The sequence below is a fragment of the Veillonella parvula genome, from assembly GCF_032472435.1.
Classification (GTDB): Bacteria; Bacillota; Negativicutes; order Veillonellales; family Veillonellaceae; genus Veillonella; species Veillonella parvula_N.
In genome coordinates this window covers 16,340-39,991 of the sequence record NZ_JAWEGM010000004.1, presented here as the reverse complement: position 1 = coordinate 39,991, position 23,652 = coordinate 16,340, and the positions used below count along the sequence as shown (strand labels likewise).

Below are 23,652 nucleotides of genomic sequence, written 5' to 3'. Positions count from 1 at the left end.
GAGATACTATGGCTCAAAAACAAAAAGCTGTCGTTCTATTTAGCGGAGGTGTAGATAGTACTACGTGTTTAGCCCTTGCTATTGAACGATTTGGCAAAGATAATGTGGTACCCTTATCGATTCAATATGGTCAAAAACATAGTAAGGAATTAGAGGCTGCTATAGCTATTTTAGAGTACTACGGTATGGAAGGTAAAACGATGGATGTTGCTAAGCTATTTGCCTTTAGTAACTGCTCTTTATTAGTACAATCTAGTGAAGATATTCCACAAGGTTCCTACAAAGAACAACAAGATGCAAAAGGTGAAGGTACAGTAAGCACTTATGTACCGTTTAGAAATGGTCTATTCCTATCCGCCGCAGCATCCTTGGCACTATCTTTAGACTGCGGCTATATCTACTACGGTGCTCACAGTGATGATGCGGCAGGCAATGCATACCCTGACTGTACAGAACAATTCTACAAATCCATGGGGGACGCCATCTTTGAAGGATCCGGTAAAGAATGCTCCTTAGAAGCACCCTTTATTAACTCTAATAAAGCAGACATCGTAAAAGAAGGCCTACGCCTCGGCGTACCATACCACCTTACCTGGTCCTGCTACGAAGGCGGAGACAAACCATGCGGACACTGCGGCACCTGTATCGACAGAGCCAAAGCCTTCCACGCAAACGGAGTCGAAGACCCAGCACTATAATTCCCATAAACTGGCTTAGACAAGTAGTCGCCTTTTAGGCGGCTACTTTACATATATTCTAATAGAGTAGCATGTATATGTGATTTAAGGCGGACTTGTACGTCACTAGTATTAGGGTATAAGTAGAGTTGCTAAATTTGAAGTGGTGGCAGATACCTTTTCAAAGAGCGACTTTGGCAGGTCGAGGCCTTCGGCCGATGACCGGTTCGCCAGTGGAGCGATGAGGAAAGGTATCTGCCACCACCCCGACCTTACAAACTTAATACTAATAGTAGTTAGCCCTAAAAAGTCCGCTTAAATCTAAATTGATTGCGAAAATATTAGATATATGCTAATATTAGTACTGCCTAAAGGCGACAACTAAATAAGACAGTTTGAAACCATCCTGTCTCTAAACAAAACTACGGAAATTCATAAGCATTGTAAGCATGGTAGTTTTGCCATGCTTTTTTTATTTTGAGGAGGTGAGTGTTATGATTTCTACACGCAAATTGACTATTTCTGCCATGGTTGTGGCATTGTACATCGTTGTATTGTATGTAACGCAAAGCGTTTCCTTCGGGGCTTATCAAATTCGTATAGCAACATCATTATATGCACTTGCTTATGCCTTTCCGTTCTTGGTGATTCCCATGGGGATTGGCAACCTCATTTCTAACTTCCTATTCGGCGGTCTTGGTATCTTCGATATGATAGGGGGCTTTGGTGTCGGTGTAGTAACGACAGGCATCATCGTAGGGATGCGCAAGCTTGGTCTCAGCGCTTGGTGGGCAATGCTTCCCATTGTCTTTGTGCCTGCACTATGTGTGCCATTGTGGCTCAGCCCATTACTTGGCCTACCGTACTGGCCATTAGTGTTGAATCTTATGGTAGGTCAAACCATTCCAGCGATTCTTGGTTCTGTATTGGTGAAAGCTTTGATCAGTCGTCCTAGCATGGCTGCCTTATTAGGTGCTTTCAAATAAAACTAAAGAGAGGGCGTTAATTTCTATTCATATGGAGCATTAACGAATACAAATAAAAAGGCGTAAGCTCAAATTGAGCTTACGCCTTTTTTATGGCTAAAATGTATGGAGGTATAGGAGTTTAGCAGTTATAGCCACGCCATTTAGTTTCAACTACGAGGCGTTCAAGAGCAACCATGTACGCTGCTTGACGAGGTGGTACATTATATTTATGTTGCATTTCCCAAACAGCTTCGAAGCTGTTTTGCATATTCTTAGTTAATCTTTCATTAACCTCTTCTTCAGTCCAGTAGAAGCTAGCTTTGTTTTGTACCCATTCATAGTAGGATACAACTACGCCACCGCCATTGGCAAGCACGTCAGGAATGATATCGATGCCCTTTTCATAGAAGTATTTATCTGCATCATTAGTAGTAGGACCATTAGCGCCTTCCAAGATAATCTTAGCTTGGATATTTTCCATGTTGTCTTTGTTTAATTGGTTTTCAAGGGCTGCCATATATAATACATCAACTGGTTGAGCCAATAACTCTTGAGGTCCAATTGTAGTCATGCCTGGTTCGCTGTAACCTTCGAGGGAACGACCATGGGAGTTAGCATATTCATATGCTTTTTCAACATCGAGACCGTTAGGATTGTAGATGTTAACGCTTACGTCGCCGATAGCCACAACTTTTGCACCTGCTTGTGCAATGAGACGAGCACCTACGGAACCTACGTTACCAAAGCCTTGAACTGCAACAGTAAGGTTTTTGATATCCAAGTTTTTCTTAGCGAGGTAGCTTTGCAATGCGATGAGGCAACCACGACCAGTCGCTTCATTACGGCCTAAGGAACCGCCAACTTCGATTGGTTTACCTGTAACGATACCTGGGCTCCATTCGCCTTTTAATGTGCTGTATTCGTCAGCAATCCAGCTCATGATTTGGGCATTCGTATTTACGTCTGGTGCAGGAACGTCTGTATTAACACCGATGATAGGTGCAATACGACGTACGAAGTTACGAGTTAAGCGTTCTAATTCACGAGGGTTTAAAGTTTTTGGATCGACTTTGATGCCGCCTTTACCACCGCCATAAGGAATGTTAGCGATAGCATTTTTAATAGTCATCCATGCTGCTAGTGCACGTACTTCATTTTCGTCAGAATCAGGATGGAAGCGAAGACCGCCTTTAGCGCTACCACGCAATGTGGAATGTTGGCAACGATAACCTTCGTATACGCGAACTTCACCATTGTCGAGTTGAAGAGGAACTGCTACCTTTAGTTCCCGTTCTGGGTGACGTAACACTTCGTATTCACTACGAGTATAGCCGAGCTTTTCAGCTGCTACGTCTAACGTGTTTAACATGTTTTCATATGGGTTATAACCGCTCATAATTACCTCCTGGATAATAGAGTAAATTAATAGTTTAATTAGTGCTAATTTTATCGCATACTTAAGTATTCGACATTGTAAACAGAATACCCTTTATATTTTCATAAATATATTCTATAGTTTTTGACCTTTGAAAGTTGTAAAAATATAGATAATTACTATAATCTTTATCACGGTATAATCTGCTAGTGAACAATGTTTTTATCTATGAAAATGGATACTTTTACAAAAAAATAAAGATCTATATTCTGAAAAATATAGACCTTTATATATGTACTAATAAGCTATTTTAAGATTATACGGAAAAGACTGGTGAAAGATACTTTCACTAGCCTCATAGGTAAATATATTTTATTTTTCCACTGTATCTTCAATCGGAGTAGGAGGTACGGAGGAGTCTGTAGTTTGACCATCGCCCCACCATACGATGCCATATTTGTGGTTTAGGATGGAACGGTTAAATACAGGCGTTTCAATACCTGCTTTGCGTTGTTTGATATAGTCGTCAAGGGCAAGACCTGCTGTGCGGCCCATGCGTACGATGGAACTTACGTTAGTTAATACTAAGAAAGCCATGAATAAATCGGCTAGATTCCATACGAGATCTAGAGAGGCAATAGAGCCCACAAATGTCATAAGAATTACGCCAATACGGAACAAATGTAGGTAGAATCGTTTGTTTGTTAAGTGGCTGATATTGATTTCACCGTAGTAATAGTTACCAATTAAGGAACTAAAGGAGAACATAACGATGAAAATGGCTACGGCTGTAGGCGCCCAAGAACCAAGTTGTTGAGCTAGGTTATGTTGTACAAGAGCAATACCTGTTAGACCTGTAGTGCTGTAATCACCCACGATGAGTACGATGAAAGCAGAAGCTGTACAAATGATGAATGTATCAAGGAATACGCCGAATGCTTGTACAAGACCTTGTTCCACAGGGTGGTTAACAGCTGCCGTAGCGGCTGCGTTTGGAACAGAACCTTCACCGGCTTCGTTAGAGAAGAGCCCCCGTTTGATACCATTCATAACAGTAGCACCTAATAAGCCACCACCTGCTGCAACAGGCTCGAATGCGGAGGAGAAAATAGTATAGATTACATGTGGGAATTGGGTGATATTCATAATTACCACAAATAACGCAGTAGCAATGTATAGAATCGCCATGATAGGAACAATGATTTCAGATGCTTTTGCAACGCGGTTGATACCACCGAAAATGATAATGCCAAGAAGGACTGCTACTACAGCGCCTGTATAGGACACATCAAGGTTGAATACCTGGAGAGATGCAGCCAATGTATTGGCTTGTACAGAATTGTAAATCCAACCATAGGTAATACTGATTAAAATAGCAAATAGAATAGATAATGCCTTGTTGTTTAGACCATACCGAATATAGTAAGCTGGTCCGCCATAGAAACCGCCCTTAGCAACAGGTTCTTTGTAGATTTGTGCTAATGTAGATTCGATGAAGCCAGTGGCAGCACCGATGAGTGCGATAACCCACATCCAGAAAATAGCACCAGGGCCACCAAGTACAACGGCAATAGCTATACCTGCGATGTTACCAACACCTACACGAGATGCGGTACTAACACAGAATGCTTGAAATGAGGATACATGGTTCTTTTCTGTAGAGCTACCTGCGCCATTAATTACGAGGCGAATCATTTCTTTAATCATGCGAATTTGTACAAAATTCGTTGTCATCGTAAAGAAGAGACCTGCGCCGATGAGAATAAAAATGATGAAATAACTCCATAAATAACCGTTTATGGTGGATATAGCATCATTGAGCATTGCTTCCATAAAAACTCCCTTTCTTATAAAAAATCCATATTTCATACTAATCAATGATATTGTATCAATTTCTATAGACTATGTAAAACAAAAATCCTTCACAAATAGGAAGGATTTTTGCTTTATATAGTATTTTTGTAGAATGTTTTTATGCCTTAGTAAATTCTTGTGATTCTTCCATTCCTTGCAACAAGGTTTGTTCAGAATGTTCCATGTGAATTCGAGCTAGTTTACGAGCTTGCGTTGCATTGTGAGAGGCGATGGCTTCCACTAATTGACGATGCTCCTCCCAAGTTTTTCTAAGTCGACCTGGTTGATTCATAGAGAAACTGCGGAAACGGTAGGTTTGTTCTCGCAAGTTGTGAACGATGTCTGCTAATCTTTCGTTACGAGAAGCGCGGTAGAGGACTTCGTGGAACTCTACGTCTGCAGCGACGACGGATTCCATATTTTTGTTTTCCATATGATCCCCAATTTCTACGAGCATTCTTTCCAACGTTTCGATTTCCTCTTCTGTAATGCGTTCTGCTGCAAGACCTGCTGCAAGTTCTTCAAGGGCAGAGCGGATTTCAAATACTTGAGTGATATCCTTCAAAGAGATGTTGGCAACGTAGGTGCCGCGGCGAGGCACCATAACGACAAAGCCTTCTAGTTCTAGTTTACGTATGGCTTCACGAATGGGGGTACGACTTACGCCTAACTCTTCGGCAAGGGGAATTTCCATGAGGCGCTCCCCAGGTTTTAACACTCCATCTTGGATGGCTTGACGCAATGTTTCACTTACAACTTCTCTTAGTGGTTTATACGCATCGAGTCGTATAGGTTGTAACCGTTTTGTCATACTAAGTCCTCCTGTGTACATGTTTTAGTAATGAGTGATAGCCAATCATGACCAGCTGCTTTAATCTCTTCTTGTAATTGCAAGGCTTCCATAGGTTTGTTAAGTAATACTACCATCGTAGGACCGCTTCCTGTCATGATGGTTGGGTAACCACGGTTGGTGAAAAACTCCTTACATATTCCTAGTTCTTCGTGATCTGGGAATAATAATTCTTCGAAAGTATTAGCGCTACTAGTAAAAGCAGATTGTAAATCATTATTCTTAAGATGATTCAGAACGGTATCGATCGTTTTTGTGGTGGCTTTAGATTTACCGCTGAAGCGACCATAAGCAACTGCTGTAGAAATAGATACCTTTGGCTTTACTAGTAATAGCCAATGTGCTTCTGGCGATTGACTATAGGTTAACACTTCGCCACGACCTGTTCCGCGAGCTGTACCACCTTGTAGTAGGAATGGCACATCAGATCCGAGTGAGGCACCAATATTTAAAAGTTCCTCTTGTGTAAGACGTAAGTCCCAAAAGCGGTTGAGACCTAATAACATGGCTGCTGCGTCTGCACTACCGCCACCAAGACCCGCTTGAATAGGGACGCGTTTTAATAGGTGGATGGCGGCACCGGCTTTACAACCCGTATAGGCCTGTATGGCGCGTAATGCTTTGAGCGCGAGATTATCTTCTCCATAGCTTACGAGTTTTTGCATGTAGTCAGGTAATTCGGGAGCACCACCGGAAAATACTACGGAATGATGCTTAGCGAAATAAATAGAATCACTAAGGCGAATCGATTGAAATATGGAATCGATGTTGTGGTATCCATCGTCACGTTTGCCTGTAATAGCAAGCCCAATATTAATTTTGCTGCAACCGAGTTGCTCAAAACTTTTACTCATAATAGCCTCGTTTGTAATGTACAAAATATATGCAGTTTATATGTTTATTTTATACTGTTATAAAGTGATTGAAAATAACCATTAAGTGGTTTATGATGATTTTGTATATACCTGTTGTTTGATTATTAAAAGCATTGTAAACAGCGTATGTTTTAACTAGTTCATTATAGAATATTTATAGTGAAATGGCAATTTGGAGGGAGCTATGTTCGCCAAGTATAAAGATGTTGTCTATCAATGTGTCATAGTTGCTATTGGTTGTGCAATTTTTGGTGCTGGTTTAGATGCCTTTGTACTACCTCACAAGCTGGTTAGTACTGGTATTAGTGGGGTAGGGTTAATTTTGTATTATTTAACGGGATTATCCGTTGGTTCTTGGAACGTTATTTTGAACGTCCCTATATTTTGGGCTGCTTGGAAGTGGCTTGGTAAACGCATAGTGCTTAATACCTTGTATGGTACGCTCATGTTATCGTGGATGATTGATCTGTTTAGTTTCTTGCAATATGACATGATTATCAAAGATCCACTACTCAGTTCTATGATGGCCGGTATCACAACTGGACTAGGGCTTGGTATCGTCTATCGTGTAGGTGGTAATACAGGAGGCCTTGATCCAATTGCACTTATCGTTCGCAAATATTATGGCCTTCAAATGGGGTCCATTAATAGCGCTATCAACTGTGCCATCCTCTTAGTTGCTGTCGGAGTTGTTGGACTTGAAGCGGTAGCTGTAACTCTTATCAGTGTGTATGTGTATACTATTATTACAAATAAGGTGGTAATCGGCTTTAATCAACGTAAAGTTGCTTTTATCATTACCTATCGCACCGATGAAGTATGTGAGTGTATTATCAATAAGGTTGGTCGTGGTGCTACTATTATCAATGGCATTGGCGCTTATACACGGACGCCTAAGCAAATTGTGATGGTTGCAGTTAACTTGCTGCAGGTAAATAAATTGAAAGAGGTTATTCAAGAAGCGGACCCAAATGTGTTTATCTTGATTACTGATGCTCAAGAGGTTATCGGGCAAGGTTTTACTCAACCTATTGTTCCTGCGGAAATATCTAAACAGCTGAAATCACAAGATATAACTACCGAAGCGAACAATAATGTTGTAATAGATGAAAATAGTTGTAACAAATCAAAATAAAGAATTATGATAAAATCTCTGGCTGTTGTCATCTTATATTAATTATGTGTAAATATAATATTTTATGAATGATACATACATTTTGGAAATAATTTAATGTAATTGATAGAATATCAAGGTTGTAAAATAAGAGGGCTTGCCCTCAAGATAAGATTAGAGGTTTCTATGACTCACAAATTAGCAGGTACGCCTGTACAAGAACAAGATATTATCGATGTGCAAACCCTTGTGGATGCATATTTTGATAATGCTCCGGATATTACAGATCCGACACAACTCGTATCCTTTGGCACATCTGGCCATCGCGGTACATCTTTAAATGGTACTTTTACGGATTTACATGTGGCCGCTATTACACAGGCTATTTGTGATGGCCGTGGCCAATTCGGCGCTACAGGTCCGATTTTTGTCGGTCAAGATACACATGCTTTATCTCAGCCAGCCCTTGTAACGGTTCTAGAGGTTCTTGCTGGCAATGGTGTAACGGCAATGGTTGATTCCGATATGGATTTTGTGCCGACACCATCTATATCTCGTGCCATTATTCGTTATAATGAAAGCCATGATGATAAAGCGGATGGTATCGTGATTACGCCATCTCATAATCCTCCAGATAACGGTGGCATCAAGTATAACGCTACTAATGGCGGCCCGGCGGATACTCTCGTTACAAAATGGATTGAAACCCGTGCTAATGAATATGTTCGTGCATATTGTGAATTAGAAGGGTTCAAACGTATTAGTATCGACAATATTGAACCTGATCAACAAGTTCCGTATGACTATAAAGGCCTGTACGTAGAAGAACTGTCTTCTATTATTAATATGGAGGCAATACAAAGTGCAAAACCTAAGGTCCTCGTTAATGCCCTCGGCGGTAGTGGACTAGGTTATTGGCGAGCTATTAAAGAGCGGTATAATCTAAACCTAGATATTATTAATGATGAGTATGATCCAACCTTTAGCTTCATGACCTATGACCATGATGGTAAGGTACGTATGGATTGCTCATCTGAATATGCCATGGCTGACGTAATTAAACAAATTGGTAATTATGATCTCGCTGTTGGGAATGACCCTGATTATGATCGCTATGGTATCGTTAGTCCGCATGGGCTAGCTTCTCCAAATGCATTCCTTGTGACTGCGGCGGATTATTTGTTTACGACACGTGGTTGGACAAATAAAGGGGTCGGTAAAACCGTTGTTTGTACCACTATGATTGATAAATGGGCTGCTAGTAAAGAGGTTCCTGTTTATGAGGTTCCAGTAGGTTTTAAATATTTTAGTTCCCTATTATTCGATGGTGAGATTGGCATTGGCGGTGAAGAATCTGCTGGTGCATCGTTCCTTAAAAAAGATGGTACCGTATGGACTACTGATAAAGATGGCATGGTAATGGCTCTCCTTGCGATGGAAATGTATGCTGTTATGGGGGCTACTGTTGACCGACTCTATAATAATCTTGTTGTAGGGTGTGGCGATCCTCGTTTTGGTCGTATTGATGCACCTTGTACAAAGGCGGCCAAGGCTAAGTTGAAACAATTAAATGCAAGCTCCATTACGGCTACCGAAGTAGATGGTGATGCGATTACTAATGTTCGCACTACTTCTCTGTATAAAGATATGCCTATCGATGGTGTTCGTGTGGAAACGGAAACAGGATGGTTTGTAGCACGCCCATCTGGCACTGAAGATTTATATAAAATTTATGGTGAAAGCTATAAAGGTGACAAAGGTCTTATCGCATTGTTAACTGCTGGTGAAGAGATTGTAACAAGTGCTTTGTCTGACGAAGTATAACATATTGTTTTCAATAGAAAACTCATAAAGATTTCACTCATGAAAAATAATAAATGTGTTATAATATATTAATATAGTTTATTGAATGCCCTTTACTGGCTATATAGTTTGTAGTGCTTAGAGAAGGTGATGTTATGAAATTAGTTGTTACCGTTGTCGGCGTAGACCGCGTTGGTATCATTGCTGGAGTTAGTACCGTACTCGCTAACTACGGTGTAAATATTATGTCCATTAATCAGACCATCCTTGATGGCGTTTTCAATATGATTATGATGTGTGAAACCAAGTCTGAAGACATGAAAAATCTTACAGCTATCCAAGAGGCTTTGACGACTCAAGGTAAAGAACTAGGTGTTGAAATCCGTGCACAACATGCTGATATTTTCTTAAGCATGCACCGCGTAGGATAGGAGGCACTTATGTTATCTATCGATAATATTTTAGAAACGAATCAGATGATTCATGATAACAAGCTTGATGTGCGTACTATCACGATGGGAATTAGCTTGCTTGAATGTGCATCTAGTTCTGGTAAAGAGCTGTGTGACCGTATTTATGACCGTATTACAAAAGAGGCAGAACATCTTGTATCTACAGGGGAAGATATTGAGCGAGAATTCGGCATCCCTATTATCAATAAGCGTATTTCTGTAACACCCATTTCTCTAGTTGCAGGAGGTAGTGATTTAACATCTTATGTTCCTGTGGCGGAAGCTATGGATCGTGCTGCAAAAACTGTAGGTGTTAATTTTATTGGCGGCTTTTCTGCGCTTGTAACAAAGGGCGCCACTCGAGCTGACCGCATTTTGATTGACTCTATTCCTGAAGCGCTGGCAACTACGGATATCGTTTGTAGCTCTGTTGCTGTGGGCTCTACTAAAACTGGTATTAACATGGACGCAGTGCGAGACATGGGAATCATCGTTAAGAAAACTGCAGAGCTTACAAAGGATAATGATGCTCTTGGTTGTGCTAAGCTCGTAATATTCTGTAATCCTGTAGAGGATAATCCATTTATGGCGGGTGCTTTCTTCGGGGTAACAGAAGGGGATAGTGCTATTTCTGTAGGTGTATCTGGACCGGGCGTTGTAAAACATGCGCTTGAATCCGTTCGAGGCCAATCCTTTGATGTTGTAGCAGAAACGATTAAACGTACTGCTTTCAAAATCACGCGCGTAGGTCAATTGGTAGCCCAAGAGGCATCTCGCCGCCTAGGTAAACCATTTGGTATTATTGATTTATCTTTGGCACCAACGCCAGCTGTAGGTGACTCTGTAGCTCATGTTCTTGAAGAAATGGGCTTGTCCTCTTGTGGTTGTCATGGTACTACAGCGGCACTAGCATTACTTAATGATGCGGTGAAAAAAGGTGGTCTTATGGCTTCCTCTCACGTAGGTGGTCTTAGTGGTGCATTCATTCCTGTCTCGGAAGATGCAGGCATGATTGATGCTGTATCCTGTGGCAGTTTGACGCTTGATAAATTAGAGGCCATGACATGTGTTTGTTCTGTAGGGCTTGATATGATTGCTATTCCTGGAGACACTACTGCTGACACCATTTCTGCTATCATTGCAGATGAATCAGCAATTGGTATGATTAATAATAAGACAACTGCGGTTCGTGTAATTCCTGTACCTGGTAAGACTGTTGGAGAGGTTGTTGAATTTGGTGGATTATTAGGTTATGCTCCTATTATCGAAGTGAGTCCATATAGTGCAGCCGAGTTCATCGCCCGTGGTGGCAGAATTCCTGCTCCTATTCGTAGCTTAACGAACTAATCCGTTTTTACAACCTACTTGTTGGAGGTGTCTTATGAGTGAATATGTGCTCGATTATGTGTGGGCCTTTGCACTAGCGCTCATCATAACCTTTGCACTTACCCCATTGGTAAAACGCTTTGCCGTTGCTGTTGGGGCAATAGATAAGCCTGATGCTCGAAAGGTGCATCATGGTGCGATTCCACGACTTGGTGGATTAGCAATCTTTCTCGGTTATGTGGGATCGGTTCTTTTTAACGATTCCATTCCGCATGATCATAAATTGTTTGGGTTTGTCCTTGGTACAGTCATTTTGGTGCTAGTTGGTATTTGGGACGACATTAAACAAATTGAGCCAAAAACTAAGTTAATGGGCCAAATTATAGCAGCCGCTATTTTGGTGGCTTATGATATTCGAGTAGATTTCATCAACCTTCCTTGGGGTGGTGTAGTATATCTCAAGTATTGGGCTATTCCATTGACTATTTTCTGGATAGTTGGTTTTACAAATATTGTAAACCTCATCGATGGCCTTGATGGCTTAGCTGCAGGTATTTCCTTTATCGCATGTATCGCTGTTTGTGCAATGACATTGCAACTTGGTCAAACTGATCTTGCTTGTATCTCTCTTGCTTTAGCAGGTGCGACTGTAGGTTTCTTGCGGTATAACTTCAATCCTGCAAAAATATTCATGGGTGATACGGGATCCATGTTATTAGGCTATACATTAGCGGCTATATCCGTTATGGGGGCCGTAAAGACGGCTGCTATGATTGCTCTGGTGGTACCAGCCATTGTGTTAGGCTTGCCTATTTTGGATACCTTATTTGCCATTGTGCGCCGTAAAATCAGTGGACGTCCCATCTTTAAACCCGATAAAGGTCATGTTCACCATCGTTTATTGGCACAAGGATTAACACAAAAGCAAGCTGTATTGTTGATGTATGCAGTAACAGCTCTTTTCGGCGGTGTATCTGTTATCGTTGCAGAGGTTAATGCTTGGGTCGGCGCGACCTTGGTATTAGTAATTTTCTTGTGTAGTATTTATATTGCACGACGCCTTGGCGTTATCATGCATAGTGATGCGGCAGGGCATCCGTTACCACGTCCTACAATTGAACGCAGCGACTCGGATGATACCATATCCTTTGATCGCGATGAATTGGCTAAAGCCTTGGAGAATACTGATGATTCTCATAAGGAATAACCATCTGTGGGGCGCTTGGCGCCCCATTTTTTCTATCCTACTACGTTGGAGGCAACTATGTTAAAAGTTATGACAATCTTTGGTACAAGACCTGAGGCTATCAAGATGGCTCCTCTTGTAAAAGCATTACAAGCAGCACCAGATATGGAACCTATCGTCACCGTTACGGCACAGCATCGAGATATGCTTGATCAAGTACTAAACTTGTTTAATATTACCCCAGACTATGATTTAAATATTATGAGCCAAGGTCAAACACTATATGATGTAACTAATCGTGCTTTGATGGGCCTTAAAGATGTATTAGAAGAAGCAAAACCTGATGTGGTACTCGTTCATGGTGATACTACAACTACCTTTGCTGGGGCATTGGCTTCTTTCTACCAAGAAATTCCTGTAGGTCACGTGGAAGCAGGACTACGGACGGGTGATATTTACTCTCCGTTCCCTGAAGAGATGAATCGCAAATTGACGGGCTCTATTGCGACGTATCACTTTGCGCCTACTTCTAGTTCTGAAAGCAATTTAAAAAAAGAAAATATTAATACAGAACATCTTTATGTAACGGGGAATACTGTTATCGATGCTCTTGATACGACGGTACAAGACAGCTATGTATTCGATGATGCAGCTATTAATGCTCTTGATCCTAAAAAACGTACGGTTCTTGTTACCACACATCGCCGAGAAAACTTAGGTGAACCTATGCGTCATGTATATCAAGCCATTCGAGATTTAATCAATGAATTTGAAGATATTCAAGTTGTTTTCCCTGTACATAAAAATCCTAAAGTTCGCCAAGTTGTACAAGAGGAACTTGGTTCTGTGGAGCGTGTTACATTAATTGACCCTCTTGACTATGAACCATTTGCAAACTTGATGGCTAAATCTTACTTGATTTTGACTGATTCAGGTGGGATTCAAGAGGAAGCTCCAGCTCTTGGTAAGCCAGTTCTCGTATTACGTGATACGACAGAACGTCCTGAAGCGGTAGAAGCAGGCACTGTTCGCCTTGTAGGTACTGATAAAGATGCGGTACATAAAGCCGCTTATGAATTATTGAGCAATGCTGAAGCGTATAAGTTAATGTCTAATTCTGTTAACCCATATGGTGACGGAAAAGCCTCTGAACGCATCATTCAAGCGTTGCGACATGAATTCTTAGGTGATGCGCGTCGTCCTGAACGTTTTGGTAAATAATATGGATAAGGATCTTGTGAAAGCCCTCGCCATGGCAACATCAGCGGGGGTCACACTGGTCTCCTGTATAGGAGGTTTTATTTGGCTAGGTTATAAATTGGATACTTGGCTTCAAATAGAACCACTCTGCATGGTCATATTTGGCCTAATAGGAGCTATAACAGGGTTTTATATGTTGTATAAACAAGTTAAGTAGTGAGGTATGTATGAATCAATATATAAAATTCATAGTGCGCGTGCTACTGACTTGTTTTTTTATTGCCTTTTTAGGTGTAATAATACAGGTTGCATGCGGATTACAACACTATGTATGGGGATGGCTGTGGGGCATTTTTATAATGGTGCTCTACTTGCTTAGCCTTGCACTACATGGTCAAGCGATTATGTTAAGTGATCCTTATAAGGCTGTTCGTAAGGTGCGTAGACAGATGGTGTGGCGTCTTATGCTTGTTGGATCTTTAGTCGTATTAGGTTTGAAGATTCCCCATGTAGAAGCAATTAGTATGTTTGTAGCGATCGCACTTATCCAGCCTGCACTTTATATAGTGTATTGGCGGCTTAGTGGACGGTTCTAATTTTTATTATTTTAATTAAGAATTTTATTGCATTTAAATTAATGTATTGTATTCCAATTAATGTATTGATGTGGATTTTAATAAGACATGGAGTCGTATTCTAATAATGTATTGAATACATTCTATTTATGATTATTTGGAATTGTTTACCCTTCAAGTGTTGATTATATATCTATAACGATGTATGATGATACATATATATTATATTTATATTAATGTAAATATATTAGGTTTTTATTAGGTTTATGGAAGGGGTTGAGAACGTGGAATTACATGCGGGACACCATGAGGTCGTGCAGTGGTTGGGGTTGACATTTAATATGGATACTTTAATTGCTACATGGGTTACTATGGCTATTGTAATACTGATAACAGTATTAGCCACCCGGGGACGTAAATTGGTGCCTGTAGGCTTGCAGAATATAGTGGAATCTATATTAGAAGGCTTAGAGGGGCAATTAGCTCCGAATTTGGGTCGCCATTGGCCGATGGTGAGTTCCTTGTTATTTACGTTTTTCTTATTTATTTTTGTAGGAAATGAGTTAGGCTTAATGCCAACATTCAAGGCTTTAACATCACCAACATCCGATATTAACACTACAATTGCATTAGCTTTATGTAGTACATTAGTGGTATGGGTTATGGGGGTTAAAGTTAAAGGCTTATCTTATTTTAAGCATTTTGTACGACCTTATAAGGCTTTGTTAATACTCAATATTTTCGAGGAAATTGCTAGACCTGTTACACTTGCTTTCCGTCTATTCGGTAACATTGTGGCAGGTGAAATTTTGTTAGAAGTATTATATAACTTGCCTTGGTTTGTGCCGGTACCATGGGTTTGGATTGCTTTTAGTCTATTTATTGGTATTATTCAAGCCTTTATTTTTACCGTTCTTACTGCATCCTATTTGGGGATGGGGCTTAGTGAGGAACATTAATTAATTTATATGGAGGATATATTATGGAAGCTCAAGGTTTATTCGCGTTAGCAGCGGCAATTGCAGTAGGTTGTGGTGCTATTGGTGCAGGTATCGGTGATGGTCTTGTATCTAGCAAAGTTATTGAAGGTATTACACGCCAACCTGAATTGCGCGGTCAATTGATGTCTACTATGTTCGTAGCGATTGGTTTGATCGAAGCGATGCCTATCATCGGTGTAGTAGTAGCATTTATTTTGTTATTCAGATAATAACGAGGAGGAATAACCTTGGTTGACTTAAGCCTTGGAACGATTCTTGCTCAAATGTTGAACTTTTTTATATTAGTTTGGCTATTGGCTCGTTTTGCATATAAACCATTATTGGCTATAATGACAGAACGTAAAGAACGAATTGCTAAAGACTTAGAAGCTGCAGAACAAGCTCGCGCAGAAGCAGAGGGGTTTAAAGCTGATTATGCAGCTCAAATTGCTAATGCTCGTATAGAGGCACAACAAATTGTTGAAAAAGCAGTTCAAGAAGCAGAAAATACAACACGTGAACAATTGTCAACAGCACGCGAGCAAATTGAACAAGAAAAAAATCGTGCTCGCCAAGATATCGCTATTGAACGCGATCGTGCTATGAACAGCTTGCGTAACGAAGTGGTATCTTTATCTGTAGCTATGGCTGGTAAAGTTGTTGCTAAAGATATGAACAGCGAAACTAATACAAAATTGATCGAAGACGCTATTCGTCAACTTGATAGTAAAACGATAGGGTTGTGATACGATGAGCATAGAAATTGTAGCAGATAAATACAGTTCAGCTATGTTTGAATTAGCTCAAGAACAAAATATTTTGGAACTCATGGAGGAGCAATTAGGTTATGTAGCGTCCGTTATGGCGGAACAGCCTGAACTTCGTTCATTCCTTGAAAATCCAATCGTTACAGAAGATGCAAAGATTAAGTTAGTTGGTTCTATCTTTGAATCTAGTATCGACAAAGTTGCTTTACATTTTATCTATGTGATGATTAAACGTGGGCGCCATCGTTATATTGCGCAGGCCATTGCAGCGTTTATTCAAAAATCACGAGAAGCTCGTGGTATTTTGGAAGCTACTGTAACTGTAGCAGAACCAATCACAGCTGAGGTAGAAGCATCTGTACAAGCTAAATTACGAGAAGTAACAGGGAAAGATGTTATTTTATCTGTGCGCCAAGATCCATCAATTATGGGTGGTATCGTTATCCAAGTAGGAGATAAACGCATTGATGGTTCTGTATCTCGTCGTTTAGAGGAATTAGAAAAATCTTTATTAAGAACGAACTCTATTAGATAGGGGTGAATGGGTATATATGAAAATGAAGCCTGAAGAAATCACTGCTATAATCAAACAGCAGATTCAGGACTATGATGTTGACCTCAATGTCGATGACGTGGGTACTGTTCTCGACGTAGGGGATGGCATCGCCCATATTTATGGTCTTGAAAGAGCCATGGCCGGTGAGTTGCTAGAATTACCACACGGCGTATATGGCTTGGTTTTGAACTTAGAATTAGATAATGTTGGTGCCGTACTATTAGGTGATGACTTCTTGATTAAAGAAGGGGACCAAGTGCGTCGTACTGGCAAAATTATGGACGTTCCTGCTGGAGATGCCTTGATTGGTCGTGTAGTAAATCCTCTTGGTCAACCTCTTGATGGCAAGGGTGCTATTCAAGCTACAGAACGTCGTCCTATCGAACATCCAGCACCTGGTATTGCGGATCGTCAATCCGTAAATGAACCATTGCAAACAGGTCTTAAAGCGATTGATGCGATGGTACCAATCGGCCGTGGTCAACGTGAGCTTATCATCGGTGACCGTGGTACAGGTAAAACTGCGATTGCCTTAGATACTATTTTGAACCAAAAAGGCAAAGATGTTATTTGTATTTATGTAGCTATTGGTCAAAAAGAATCTACGGTTGCTCGCGTAGTGCAAAAGCTTGAAGAAGCAGGTGCTATGGAATATACAATCGTAGTTTCTGCGAGTGCTTCCACAGGTGCACCTCTTCAATACATTGCACCATATGCTGGTGTTGCCATGGGTGAATACTTTATGTACCAAGGTAAACACGTATTATGCGTATATGATGACTTAACAAAACAAGCGGCTGCATATCGTGCTATGTCCCTATTATTGCGCCGTCCACCAGGGCGTGAAGCATATCCAGGTGACGTATTCTACTTACACAGTCGTCTATTAGAGCGGGCTGCGAAACTTTCATCTGAACTTGGTGGAGGTTCTATTACAGCGTTGCCAATCATTGAAACACAAGCAGGTGACGTATCTGCATACATTCCAACAAACGTAATTTCCATTACTGATGGTCAAATTTTCTTGGGAACAGATATGTTCTATTCTGGTATTCGTCCAGCTGTTGACGTAGGTTTGTCCGTATCCCGTGTAGGTGGTAGCGCACAAACTAAAGCGATGAAGCAAGTGGCGGGCCAATTGCGTTTGGACCTTGCTCAATATCGTGAGTTGGCTGCTTTCGCTCAGTTTGGTTCCGACCTTGATGCGGCTACACGCGCTCAACTTGATCGTGGTGAACGCTTAACTGAAATGTTAAAACAAGGTCAATATGAGCCTATGAGTGTAGCGGAAATGGTTATCAACCTTTACGCTGGTACTAAAGGGTACTTAGCAGATATTCAAGTGGCGGATGTATTGTCCTTTGAAGCTGAACTTTTACGTTATGTAAAAGCAAATTACCCTGAAATCATCACTAACATTGAAACGTCTAAGAAAATTGACGAAGAAACTGAAAATCTATTGAAGCAAGCAATCCCAGAATGTGTTGAAGCATTTGGCTCTACACATACATTAGTGTCTCGTAAGGAGGCGTAATGTATGGCTAGTGCACAAGATTTGCGAAAACGCATAAAAAGTGTTACCAATACGCAACAAATTACAAAAGCGATGAAGATGGTAGCTTCTGCTCGTCTTCGTAGGGCACAAACAAAAGCGGAAGCTACTCGTCCTTACGCAGAAAAGATAGGGCAAATCTTGCGTCATATGTCGAATAGTGATTTAGAAGGCTTTGAAAGCCCTCTTTTAGATGTGCGGCCTGTAGAACGCACTTGCTATATTGTAGTAGGTGCAGATAAAGGTCTTGCAGGGGCATTCTCGTCTAATGTGTTAAAATTTGCTATGGAACAATTACATGGTAAATCTCCTGATACGTACCGTGTTATCACGGCAGGCAGAAAGCCTAGAGATAGCATGAAATCTAGAGGAATTAATATCGATAAGTCCTATGCGGGCTTCTCGGATAAACCATCCTATGAACATGCGCGTACTATTATGCATGAAGCACTTTCACTATATGAACGTCATGAAGTAGACGAAGTCATCATGATCTATACACGTTTTGTAAATTCTATGACGCAAATTGCACAGGCTGAGCGCTTGTTGCCAATAGAGCAACCACAAGATGAGGTAAAAGGCGAAGAGTATGATTTCATGCCGTCCGCCGTATCCGTCTTGGAGGCGTTGCTGCCAAAATACTTAGAAATTACAGTTTATAATGGATTGTTGCAATCTGCAGCTAGTGAATTAGGTGCTCGTATGACGGCTATGACATCGGCTACAGATAATGCAGGGGAACTCATTGAGTCCTTAGGCCTTGAATACAACAAGTTGCGTCAATCTAGTATTACAAACGAAATTTCTGAAATCGTTGGTGGCGCTAATGCCTTGCAATAGATAAGGAGACATCTGTCGATGAGTAATAATATTGGTAAAGTTGTGCAGGTCATCGGCCCAGTTGTAGACGTGCGCTTTGATGCTGGTCATTTACCAGCTATCTACAACGCCATCCACATCTACCATGACCACAAGGCACACGATAGACAAAAAATCGTAGTAGAGGTTATGCAACACTTAGGCGACGATACAGTTCGTTGCGTTGCCATGAGTTCTACTGACGGTATGACACGTAATATGGAAGCAGAAGATACTGGTGCTCCAATTTCCGTTCCTGTAGGGGAAGGCGTATTGGGTCGTATCTTTAACGTACTTGGTGAAACTGTAGACCATGATCCAGCTCCAGTTGTGGCTGATGAAAAATGGCCTATTCACCGTCCAGCACCTAAATTTGATGACCTTTCTCCAGATACACAAATCTTGGAAACAGGTATTAAGGTCGTTGACCTTATCGCTCCATACGTAAAAGGTGGTAAAATCGGTCTTTTCGGTGGTGCCGGTGTAGGTAAAACCGTATTGATTATGGAATTGATTCACAATGTTGCTACAGAGCACGGCGGCTATTCCGTATTCTCCGGTGTAGGGGAACGTACTCGTGAAGGTAATGACTTGTGGAACGAAATGAAAGAGTCTGGCGTTATCAATAAAACAGCCCTCGTATATGGACAAATGAATGAGCCACCAGGGGCTCGTATGCGCGTAGGTCTTACTGGTCTTACAATGGCTGAATACTTCCGTGATGTGAAAAAACAAGACGTGCTCTTGTTCATCGATAACATCTTCCGCTTTATTCAAGCGGGGTCCGAAGTATCCGCCCTCTTAGGTCGTATGCCATCTGCCGTAGGTTACCAACCTACATTGGCTAATGACGTAGGGGCATTGCAAGAGCGTATTACATCTACAAAAGAAGGCTCTATTACCTCCGTACAAGCTGTATATGTACCTGCCGATGACTTGACTGACCCGGCTCCAGCAGCGACATTCGCTCACTTGGATGCGACAACAGTATTGTCTCGTTCCATTGCGGAACTTGGTATTTATCCAGCGGTGGATCCTCTGGACTCTACAAGCCGTATTTTGGACCCACATGTACTTGGTGAAGAGCACTACGCAGTAGCTCGTGGAGTACAAGAAGTATTGCAAAAATATCGCGATCTTCAAGATATTATCGCAATCCTCGGTATGGAAGAATTGTCTGACGAAGATAAACTCACTGTATCTCGCGCTCGTAAGATTCAACGTTTCTTGAGTCAACCATTCTTCGTAGCAGAAGTATTTACCGGTTCTCCTGGTAAATATGTGCCATTGTCCGAAACATTGAGAGGCTTCAGAGAGATCTTGGATGGTAAACATGATGAATTGCCAGAAGGTGCATTCTACATGGTTGGTACCATTGATGAAGCCATTCAAAAAGCAAAGGAAATGCAAGAGAAGGGGGAATAATCCATGGCGGAACCTATGACCCTACAGATAATTACACCTGATGCAATCGTATTCGAGGGCCAATCTACATTCTTTGTAGGTAAAGCTATCGATGGTGGTTTTGGTATTTTGCCAAATCATGCGCCTATGATTATTGCATTAGACTTGGCACCTTTACGCATTGAACAACCAGATGGAACATCTCGTGAATATGCTGTATTTGGTGGCTTCTGTGAAATTGAACATAATAAGGTGAGTATTGTAACCCCTGACTGTCAAGATCCAACATCCATTGATGTGGAACGTGCTCGTCGAGCTAAAGAGCGTGCAGAAGGTCGGTTATCAAATCCTACACCTGATATTGATGTAGAAAGAGCGGAAGCAGCATTGCAACGTGCCTTATTGCGCTTGCATGTTACAAAAATGTTATAAGAAAAAGGCTAGCCAGCTGGCTAGCCTTTTTATCTTTCTAATTTTGATTATAAAACGCTCACACCTTTTAAGGAGTATGCAGTATTCTTAGGTTGTTCTACTTGAAAATCTAGTACAACAGGTGCCTCAGAATTGATACCAGGTGCTTGGTAACGGTCACGGTCTGTTGGAATTCGTTTGTATGGTAATTTATCAAGTAATATAGTCATAACTTTGTTCCAAACTGATTTATGTGTTGGCATAGTCAAAGAGTCATCAGTTTGGTTGAAGCCCGTACGAACAGTATGGATTATCTTATCGTTTACATCATAATAGTATAAAAGGGCATTAACCTTTGCGGCGATATAAATTTCATGATTATCCTTATTATACGGATCTGGGCTATTAATAGTATTAACTTGTACATATACGTCTTGTAATGGTACAGGCATAATAACGATTTCAGAATTTTGGGCCTCTGCAATTTGAGCAAGATCAGCGGCTTTAATTTCTGCAGTTGGTGTGTTAGTACTTACGATGGTTGTATCATAGTAAGGATATTTAAGTGTATTTGATAAGCGATCTGTCATGTAGCGACCAAATTGAGCTGTGTTTTCATTGCGCAAATTTGCTGGTACAACAATAGTAACTTTACGGCTCGGAAAGTTTTCTAAGTGTCCATCATGACTTGTACTAGAAGTATTAATTGTGGCTTTTTCCGGAGCTCCAGAAATCGGTGTAGATGTTGGTGTTGCAGCCACTTTTATGACAGGCTCCATATTCGTTTCAGGGGCTAATGTAGGAGCTTCATTACTTGTGCTACTTTGTATAGTGCTAAGAGCTACAGGTTGTGTTGTATTTGGTGTTAATTGACTCAAATCGATCATAGCGGCACTGGCTGTTGTAAATGCAGTTGTGAGTAGTACAGCAAGTACTGTAAGTAGTGGACGTTTATAGAGTCCGAAGTTATGTAACATAATTCCTCCTCTTAATAAAACTCTTTTAAAATTACAAATTATACAATTTATATTATTATATCATATATACAAAAAAAAGAAGCAAGCTTAATAGCTTGCTTCTTTAGTCTGGTGGACGATGACAGGATCGAACTGCCGACATCCTGCTTGTAAGGCAGGCGCTCTCCCAGCTGAGCTAATCGTCCATGGTGGTGAGCTTGACCAACGGGCCAAAATGGCTCCTCGAGTAGGACTCGAACCTACGACCGATCGGTTAACAGCCGATTGCTCTACCGACTGAGCTATCGAGGAATGGTACGATTGTTATTATATGTTAGTTTAATTATAAAAGCAAGCATTTTTTTTAGAACACTATAAAATAGATATTGTCAATTATGACTAAAAGACATAACTTTATAAATAAAATTAGTTATCAATAATTTTGATGAGAGAGTCATTAAAATTAATAAAATCTATAGAGCTTATTAACTATAGATATTTACTGCGTTCTAAGGTGATTGTATGGCTCCAAATGAATGGGAGTTAGCAATATAAGTATATTGAAGATAATCGGTATACATATGCATTATAGAAAAGTTTAAAAGATTTAGTTGAAAAGTAGTATCAGTTAAGACAAAAGTGTATTTATCTTATTAGATATAGTCTATGTTTGTGGTTCATTTTAAACCAAATTTATATATAAGAAAGTAGGTAAAAATGTAAGATATTAAAATCTTATTGATATGTGATAGACTATGACTTTTATCACAAAATGGGGCTTTTTTAGTGACTGGAGAATAAAGTCTATGTAGGCTATTGAAAAACCGAAATATATACAAAAATATTCGTGAAAACAATTCTCAAAAACTGGAAAAGCATTGAGAAAACTGTATAGGTGAGACGTTGAATCCCCTTATATTGTGTGCTACGATTTATGTATAGAGTTAATCTCATCGGTTTGAGATAGATATTCTTTCATATGTTTGAGAATTTTATTTTATCTCATCGGTATTAGAATTAATATTCAACTATTTTCCTGAGGAGGGATTATCTTGCGCGAGATTCAAGTATCTGAAATCACAAAAACAGTCCGTCAAATGTGTATGGACGCAGCTTACCACTTGCCAAAAGACATCTATGAAGGTTTGAAAAAAGGCCGTGAAACAGAAGAGTCTTCAGTAGGTCGTATCGTTCTTGATCAAATTATTAAAAATGCAGAAATTGCCGATGCTGAAGATCGTCCATACTGCCAAGATACTGGTATGACTATGGTATTCTTAAAAGTTGGTCAAGATGTTCATTTCGTTGGTGGTGATCTTACAGAAGCTATCAATGCTGGTGTTGCAGCTGGTTATGTTGAAGGTTATCTTCGTAAATCCGTTGTAGCTGAACCATTGTTCAACCGTAAAAATACACAAAATAACACACCTGCAATCATCTACACTGAAATCGTTCCTGGCGATAAAGTAGATATTCAAGTAGAATTAAAAGGTTTCGGTTCTGAAAATAAATCCGATGTAGCTATGCTCGTACCTGCTGATGGTGTGGAAGGCGTTAAAAATGCAGTCCTTGAAATCGTAAAACATGCAGGCCCTAACCCATGCCCTCCAATCGTACTCGGCATTGGTATTGGCGGTACTATGGACCAAGCAGCTGTTATGTCCAAAAAAGCGTTGCTTCGTGACATTAGTGTACCTCATAAAGATGCAGACTATGCAAAATTAGAAGAAGAAATCATGGAAATGGTTAACAAAACTGGTATTGGACCACAATTGGGTGGCACTACAACTTGTATCGGTGTAAACATCGAATGGGGTGCAACTCACATCGCAGGTCTTCCTGTTGCAGTTACTATCATGTGCCATGCTGCTCGTCATGCTCACGTAGTACTTTAATCGATAGGAGGTAAAAAC

At 40.6% G+C, this 23,652-nt stretch carries 24 protein-coding genes and 2 tRNA genes; 19 read left to right on the top strand and 7 right to left on the bottom strand.

The genetic code is table 11. From position 1 onward, the window contains the following. The first annotated feature begins 8 nt into the window (after positions 1 to 8). Entirely contained in the window at positions 9 to 698 is a 690-nt protein-coding gene (gene queC / locus E7A03_RS06455; protein ID WP_024061589.1) for a 7-cyano-7-deazaguanine synthase QueC, read from the top strand. Between the two features lie 473 nt (positions 699 to 1,171). Next, complete coding sequence (locus E7A03_RS06450) at positions 1,172 to 1,663, top strand: QueT transporter family protein (protein WP_316073879.1); 492 nt, start codon at positions 1,172 to 1,174, stop codon at positions 1,661 to 1,663. 121 nt (positions 1,664 to 1,784) lie between these two features. Here E7A03_RS06450 and E7A03_RS06445 read toward each other — a convergent pair whose 3' ends face one another. From E7A03_RS06445 to ispE, 4 genes are all read right to left on the bottom strand, one after another. Further along, complete coding sequence (locus E7A03_RS06445) at positions 1,785 to 3,041, bottom strand: Glu/Leu/Phe/Val family dehydrogenase (RefSeq protein WP_008602423.1); 1,257 nt, start codon at positions 3,039 to 3,041, stop codon at positions 1,785 to 1,787. Between the two features lie 351 nt (positions 3,042 to 3,392). Continuing rightward, complete coding sequence (locus tag E7A03_RS06440) at positions 3,393 to 4,853, bottom strand: alanine/glycine:cation symporter family protein (RefSeq protein WP_316073878.1); 1,461 nt, start codon at positions 4,851 to 4,853, stop codon at positions 3,393 to 3,395. 139 nt (positions 4,854 to 4,992) lie between these two features. After that, positions 4,993 to 5,685: a GntR family transcriptional regulator gene (locus tag E7A03_RS06435; RefSeq protein WP_058948102.1), complete on the bottom strand. Its 693-nt coding sequence runs from the start codon at positions 5,683 to 5,685 to the stop codon at positions 4,993 to 4,995. Continuing rightward, positions 5,682 to 6,578, bottom strand: coding sequence for a 4-(cytidine 5'-diphospho)-2-C-methyl-D-erythritol kinase (gene ispE / locus E7A03_RS06430; RefSeq protein WP_316073875.1), 897 nt, complete (start codon positions 6,576 to 6,578; stop codon positions 5,682 to 5,684). Before ispE ends, E7A03_RS06435 begins: the two co-directional genes overlap by 4 nt. 205 nt (positions 6,579 to 6,783) lie before the next feature. Here ispE and E7A03_RS06425 point away from each other — a divergent pair, with 205 nt between their 5' ends. From E7A03_RS06425 to atpC, 16 genes are all read left to right on the top strand, one after another. Next, positions 6,784 to 7,734, top strand: a complete 951-nt coding sequence (locus E7A03_RS06425) for a YitT family protein (protein WP_316073874.1) — start codon at positions 6,784 to 6,786, stop codon at positions 7,732 to 7,734. Positions 7,735 to 7,899: 165 nt separating this feature from the next. Further along, on the top strand, positions 7,900 to 9,537 hold the full coding sequence (locus E7A03_RS06420) for a phosphoglucomutase (RefSeq protein ID WP_316073873.1): 1,638 nt from the start codon (positions 7,900 to 7,902) through the stop codon (positions 9,535 to 9,537). A 134-nt stretch (positions 9,538 to 9,671) separates the two neighbouring features. Continuing rightward, positions 9,672 to 9,947, top strand: a complete 276-nt coding sequence (locus E7A03_RS06415) for an ACT domain-containing protein (RefSeq protein WP_004695058.1) — start codon at positions 9,672 to 9,674, stop codon at positions 9,945 to 9,947. A 9-nt stretch (positions 9,948 to 9,956) separates the two neighbouring features. Continuing rightward, positions 9,957 to 11,315, top strand: a complete 1,359-nt coding sequence (locus E7A03_RS06410) for a PFL family protein (protein WP_004695059.1) — start codon at positions 9,957 to 9,959, stop codon at positions 11,313 to 11,315. Between the two features lie 34 nt (positions 11,316 to 11,349). Then, entirely contained in the window at positions 11,350 to 12,501 is a 1,152-nt protein-coding gene (locus E7A03_RS06405) for a glycosyltransferase family 4 protein (protein WP_004697504.1), read from the top strand. A 57-nt stretch (positions 12,502 to 12,558) separates the two neighbouring features. After that, complete coding sequence (wecB, locus tag E7A03_RS06400; RefSeq protein ID WP_060919022.1) at positions 12,559 to 13,701, top strand: non-hydrolyzing UDP-N-acetylglucosamine 2-epimerase; 1,143 nt, start codon at positions 12,559 to 12,561, stop codon at positions 13,699 to 13,701. Between the two features lies 1 nt (position 13,702). Next, entirely contained in the window at positions 13,703 to 13,897 is a 195-nt protein-coding gene (locus E7A03_RS06395) for an AtpZ/AtpI family protein (protein WP_316073871.1), read from the top strand. 142 nt (positions 13,898 to 14,039) lie between these two features. Then, positions 14,040 to 14,276, top strand: coding sequence for a hypothetical protein (locus E7A03_RS06390; protein ID WP_239649303.1), 237 nt, complete (start codon positions 14,040 to 14,042; stop codon positions 14,274 to 14,276). Positions 14,277 to 14,521: 245 nt separating this feature from the next. Further along, entirely contained in the window at positions 14,522 to 15,214 is a 693-nt protein-coding gene (atpB, locus tag E7A03_RS06385) for a F0F1 ATP synthase subunit A (protein ID WP_004697507.1), read from the top strand. 23 nt (positions 15,215 to 15,237) lie between these two features. Continuing rightward, the gene (gene atpE / locus E7A03_RS06380) at positions 15,238 to 15,465 is read left to right on the top strand and encodes a F0F1 ATP synthase subunit C (protein ID WP_004695064.1); all 228 of its coding nucleotides are present in this window, start codon (positions 15,238 to 15,240) and stop codon (positions 15,463 to 15,465) included. A gap of 18 nt (positions 15,466 to 15,483) precedes the next feature. Beyond that, the gene (atpF, locus tag E7A03_RS06375; protein WP_004697511.1) at positions 15,484 to 15,981 is read left to right on the top strand and encodes a F0F1 ATP synthase subunit B; all 498 of its coding nucleotides are present in this window, start codon (positions 15,484 to 15,486) and stop codon (positions 15,979 to 15,981) included. A gap of 4 nt (positions 15,982 to 15,985) precedes the next feature. Further along, a complete protein-coding gene (gene atpH, locus E7A03_RS06370; RefSeq protein ID WP_004697545.1) occupies positions 15,986 to 16,537 on the top strand; it encodes an ATP synthase F1 subunit delta in 552 nt (183 codons plus the stop codon). A 16-nt stretch (positions 16,538 to 16,553) separates the two neighbouring features. Beyond that, complete coding sequence (atpA, locus tag E7A03_RS06365) at positions 16,554 to 18,092, top strand: F0F1 ATP synthase subunit alpha (RefSeq protein ID WP_004697546.1); 1,539 nt, start codon at positions 16,554 to 16,556, stop codon at positions 18,090 to 18,092. Positions 18,093 to 18,095: 3 nt separating this feature from the next. Then, positions 18,096 to 18,950, top strand: a complete 855-nt coding sequence (atpG, locus tag E7A03_RS06360) for an ATP synthase F1 subunit gamma (protein WP_302943046.1) — start codon at positions 18,096 to 18,098, stop codon at positions 18,948 to 18,950. Positions 18,951 to 18,968: 18 nt separating this feature from the next. Next, positions 18,969 to 20,393 carry a F0F1 ATP synthase subunit beta gene (gene atpD / locus E7A03_RS06355; protein WP_004697530.1) on the top strand — a complete coding sequence of 475 codons (1,425 nt, stop codon included), beginning with the start codon at positions 18,969 to 18,971 and terminating at the stop codon, positions 20,391 to 20,393. Between the two features lie 3 nt (positions 20,394 to 20,396). Then, positions 20,397 to 20,804 (top strand): ATP synthase F1 subunit epsilon, encoded by a 408-nt coding sequence (gene atpC, locus E7A03_RS06350; protein ID WP_004697509.1) that lies wholly within the window; start codon positions 20,397 to 20,399, stop codon positions 20,802 to 20,804. A 47-nt stretch (positions 20,805 to 20,851) separates the two neighbouring features. On the opposite strand, the gene E7A03_RS06345 is transcribed toward atpC, so the two are convergent. The 3 genes from E7A03_RS06345 to E7A03_RS06335 form a co-directional block, all read right to left on the bottom strand. Further along, complete coding sequence (locus tag E7A03_RS06345) at positions 20,852 to 21,760, bottom strand: hypothetical protein (RefSeq protein WP_105087017.1); 909 nt, start codon at positions 21,758 to 21,760, stop codon at positions 20,852 to 20,854. Positions 21,761 to 21,869: 109 nt separating this feature from the next. Continuing rightward, positions 21,870 to 21,945: transfer RNA gene (locus E7A03_RS06340), tRNA-Val, on the bottom strand. Between the two features lie 30 nt (positions 21,946 to 21,975). Continuing rightward, positions 21,976 to 22,051 (bottom strand) — tRNA-Asn (locus E7A03_RS06335). Between the two features lie 740 nt (positions 22,052 to 22,791). On the opposite strand from E7A03_RS06335, the gene E7A03_RS06330 reads away from it, so the two are divergent. Further along, the gene (locus E7A03_RS06330) at positions 22,792 to 23,634 is read left to right on the top strand and encodes a fumarate hydratase (protein ID WP_004695072.1); all 843 of its coding nucleotides are present in this window, start codon (positions 22,792 to 22,794) and stop codon (positions 23,632 to 23,634) included. Positions 23,635 to 23,652: the final 18 nt, after the last annotated feature.